This is a genomic window from Bacillus rhizoplanae, assembly GCF_917563915.1.
Classification (GTDB): domain Bacteria; phylum Bacillota; class Bacilli; order Bacillales; family Bacillaceae_G; genus Bacillus_A; species Bacillus_A rhizoplanae.
This window is the reverse complement of sequence record NZ_CAKJTI010000066.1, coordinates 1-3,632: the sequence shown is the minus strand read 5'-3', so window position 1 is coordinate 3,632 and position 3,632 is coordinate 1. Positions and strand designations below refer to the sequence as shown.

2 protein-coding genes are annotated in these 3,632 nt (G+C 33.0%); both read right to left on the bottom strand.

Translation table 11 applies throughout. The features are described 5' to 3' along the window. Window positions 1-100: 100 nt before the first annotated feature. Window positions 101-874 (bottom strand): hypothetical protein, encoded by a 774-nt coding sequence (locus LRP84_RS22180; protein ID WP_230577058.1) that lies wholly within the window; start codon window positions 872-874, stop codon window positions 101-103. A 1,195-nt stretch (window positions 875-2,069) separates the two neighbouring features. Then, the gene (sstT, locus tag LRP84_RS22175; protein WP_230577057.1) at window positions 2,070-3,308 is read right to left on the bottom strand and encodes a serine/threonine transporter SstT; all 1,239 of its coding nucleotides are present in this window, start codon (window positions 3,306-3,308) and stop codon (window positions 2,070-2,072) included. Window positions 3,309-3,632 lie beyond the last annotated feature (324 nt).

The following is a 3,632-nucleotide window of genomic DNA, read 5'->3' as shown; positions in this document are numbered from 1 at the left end:
ATATTAATACCGTTCTATAGAATGATGTCCGCCTTTTCTTCCAGTAGGACTAAATATTTAATTAATTATGCTATTCTTGTAACACAATTAATTTATCTTTCTATTTGTTGATGTTTGTCATAACGTCATACCATTTAAACCCATATTCCATATCTTGTGGATTTAATTCATCCCTGTCTATAATTCTCATATGATATTTTAAAATTGATTTTTTTTGAGCGTTCTGTATTTGTCCATTCTCAAAATACATTGTTTTGAGTGCATAAGGAGTTTTTGGCATGACTACATTAGTAAGTATTTCCTTTAAGTCTCCTTCTCCTGTAAAAATAGAAGGGAAATATCTTACAAAAGAAAGAATCTGAGGTTCAATTTTTTTATCAAGATTGTGACCATTTCTCATCTGGTAATCAGCTATATTCTCCATTGTCTTTGTTCGTGTTATATTAGGATAGATAAAAAGCGTATATCTTTTTTCATCTTCAAACACATAGCTTACAATAATTTCATTATCCTCGTCTTTAAATCTATTACTGTTCAAGGATTTAAAATAATTAAATTCCTCTTTAGCTTCCGTTTCTGTACGATAAACTAGTCCAATAAAAGGTTGTTCCATTCCTTTATTTTGCTGTATGCCGACCGCTACAGATACTTGTTGTGGTTCTTTTCTAATTTTTGGGGTCGGATTTATATATAAAAAATTATATTTAAAAATAATTCTTTCTACAAATAATCCGATTAATACTATTATTGTACTTATTAATACTGCTACTAATGTAGAAAAAGTAAAGAAACTAACAATGATTGACGCAATAATTGCTAACCATTTTATAGTTAAAATAATTGGTTTGTATTTTGCCGGGATTTCTATTTTCATATAGCCTCCATCATAAAAAAATCATGTTAAAATATATATTGCATTTTTCTTTGAACTATTTAACTAAGAAGAAAACTTACTAAAATATAATAACACATTTAGTACAAACTACTTTACTACTTGTTTCACAAAAGGATTATTTTGTTCAAATTCTGGATAGATGTTAATATTCTTCATAAAGGAGGTCTATTGATGAAAAAATCATGGAAAACTGTTCCTCTGGTTATCCTCATAGCAATTGTCCTTTTAATAATTTTATATTTTGTTGGTATGTCACTTTTTTGGAACCAACCATAAGTTAATGATTATTTAATAAACATTCCGTCAACACTGTATATGACATTAGATTTTCTCCTTGTTCCCCCTTGGAGAGTCGAGCAGTTAGCTTTTGCTAGCTGCTCTTTTCAATGCAACTTCTTCAAGTTCTCCTCCCTTTTCTAGCATTTTTTTTGCATTTCGTTATTTAAGAAAATTAGAGCTGGGAGTTGTTTAAACTTTCTCTCCCTGTTTTCTTTTTCGAGTTCCATTCTTTTCTGATGCTTTAACTGTATAGTTACAACTATTAATGTAGCAACCGCACCAGCAAATCCTCCAGCATAACTACTAAAAAGTCACCCCTGTGGAGGTCGTAGCAAAAGAGGGTTGACTAAATATTAAAACTACTTTAGTATTTCACTTAAGAAACTCTAACTGAAGTGGTTCTCAATGAGGAGAATAACTTGAGAGCCTTGATACATATAAGTTTTACTGATTCCAAACCTCTACAGTTCACTGAAAAGTTCCCTTGACAGGGTGGAGGTCGCTGGTTCGAACCCAGTCGGGATCATTACTTTTTAAGAGACCGTAAAGCCTTGGTATATAAGGATTTACGGTTTTTGTGTTTTTAGGTATAAGTATGCACAAGGCACTTTAATCACATTGCCGTGTAAAAATCTCATCAATTTGGTAATTTAGTTTTAGCAGCAACATTTTTACTGTTAAAACTAAATCCATAGCATATTTGTAACTGTAAATAAAGGTTTCTTTAACTACAACTCGAATTTCAACATAAAAAGACAGGAGCTTGTTGCTCACTGTCTTTTATTTATGAACTATATATTTAGTTATAATGCATATTACTGTTCCGTAGCTGAAAAAGTTATTGATGTTCGATACTTCTAAAGGATCGTATTTGCACTAGAACTAGATTTCTTCTTTATGATGCTTTGCGGATATCTATTTTTTTCCCTTCTTTACGCCACTCTTTAAATTCAGCTGTTGCTGTGAAAAGTACGTCTGTGGATGAGTTAAGTGCCGTTTCACAAGAGTCTTGTAAAACACCTATGATAAAGCCTACTCCAACTACCTGCATAGCAATCTCAGATGGGATTCCAAATAAACTACATGCTAGAGGAATCAGTAATAAAGATCCACCGGCAACACCTGAAGCACCACAAGCGCATATAGCTGACAATACGCTGAGGATGATTGCTGTAGGGACGTCTACTTGAATACCAAGTGTATGAACCGCCGCAAGTGTCAAAACAGAAATAGTAACAGCGGCACCACCCATATTGATGGTTGCACCTAATGGAATGGATACTGAATAACTATCCTTATTTAAGCCTAGATTTTCACATAATTTCATATTTACAGGAATATTTGCAGCTGAGCTACGTGTAAAGAATGCTGTAATACCACTTTCCTTTAAGCACTTAAAAACAAGCGGGTAAGGATTTTGACGTATAAACACGAACACAATGATTGGATTGACAACCAGCGCCACAAAGACCATACAACCAAGCAAAACTGCAAGTAATTTTCCATAGCTTAGTAACGATTCAATTCCATTTGTAGTAATAGACTCAACTACTAGACCCATGATTCCTAATGGCGCAAACTTAATAACCCATGTAACTACTTTGGATACAACATCTGAAAAATCAGAAATCATTGTTTTTGTCGTATCAGACGCATTTCGTAAAGCCAAACCAAAGAATATCGCCCAAGCTAAAATACCGATATAGTTCGCATTATAAATTGCTTTAACTGGGTTATCAACAATGTTCAGCAGTAACGATTTGAGAACCTCTACAATACCGCCAGGAGCAGTCACACCTTCAGCGCCCTTTGCAAGTGTTAAGCCTACAGGAAAAATAAAACTTACAATAACGGCAGTTAATCCAGCTAAAAATGTTCCTAAAAGGTATAAGAAGATAATGGATTTCATATTTGTTCGTTGACCACTCTTGTGTTGAGCGATGGCCGACATAACCAAGAAAAGTACCAACACAGGCGCAATTGCTTTCAAAGCACCTACAAATAAAGTGCCTAAAATTGTAACAGGTTTTGCTGCTTCTGGAATTGTCACAGATAGAATAATACCAATAATCAAACCAACAATGATTTGTTTTACCAGACTCACTTGACTCCACTTTTTCAGTATACTGTTCATAGATATTCCCCCTTTAATTTAAGATATAATTGCAACATTGCTAATATAGAGCTATTCATTTCTCACAACCCTACGATAAAATTAAATCTATTCCACATAGATTCCGTTTAATAATAGATGACTTTTATTAAAACCAATTTCTATCCTAGGGTTGTGCTTTTGATTTTCTCCTCCACACTATTTCAGAATATCTCCAAAGATTTTTATAATATAAAAATTCAGATAATTATTTTGATGGATGGCCCCTTTTATCACATTCTACTCCATAAAAATTAACTATCTTATCAATAAGTAGTATTATAATGATTCTTTTCACATATAACA

Coding starts and splice junctions, on each gene's coding strand:
- LRP84_RS22180 (WP_230577058.1), bottom strand. CDS start 874: ATGAAAATAGAAATCCCGGCAAAATACAAACCAATTATTTTAACTATA.
- sstT (WP_230577057.1), bottom strand. CDS start 3,308: ATGAACAGTATACTGAAAAAGTGGAGTCAAGTGAGTCTGGTAAAACAA.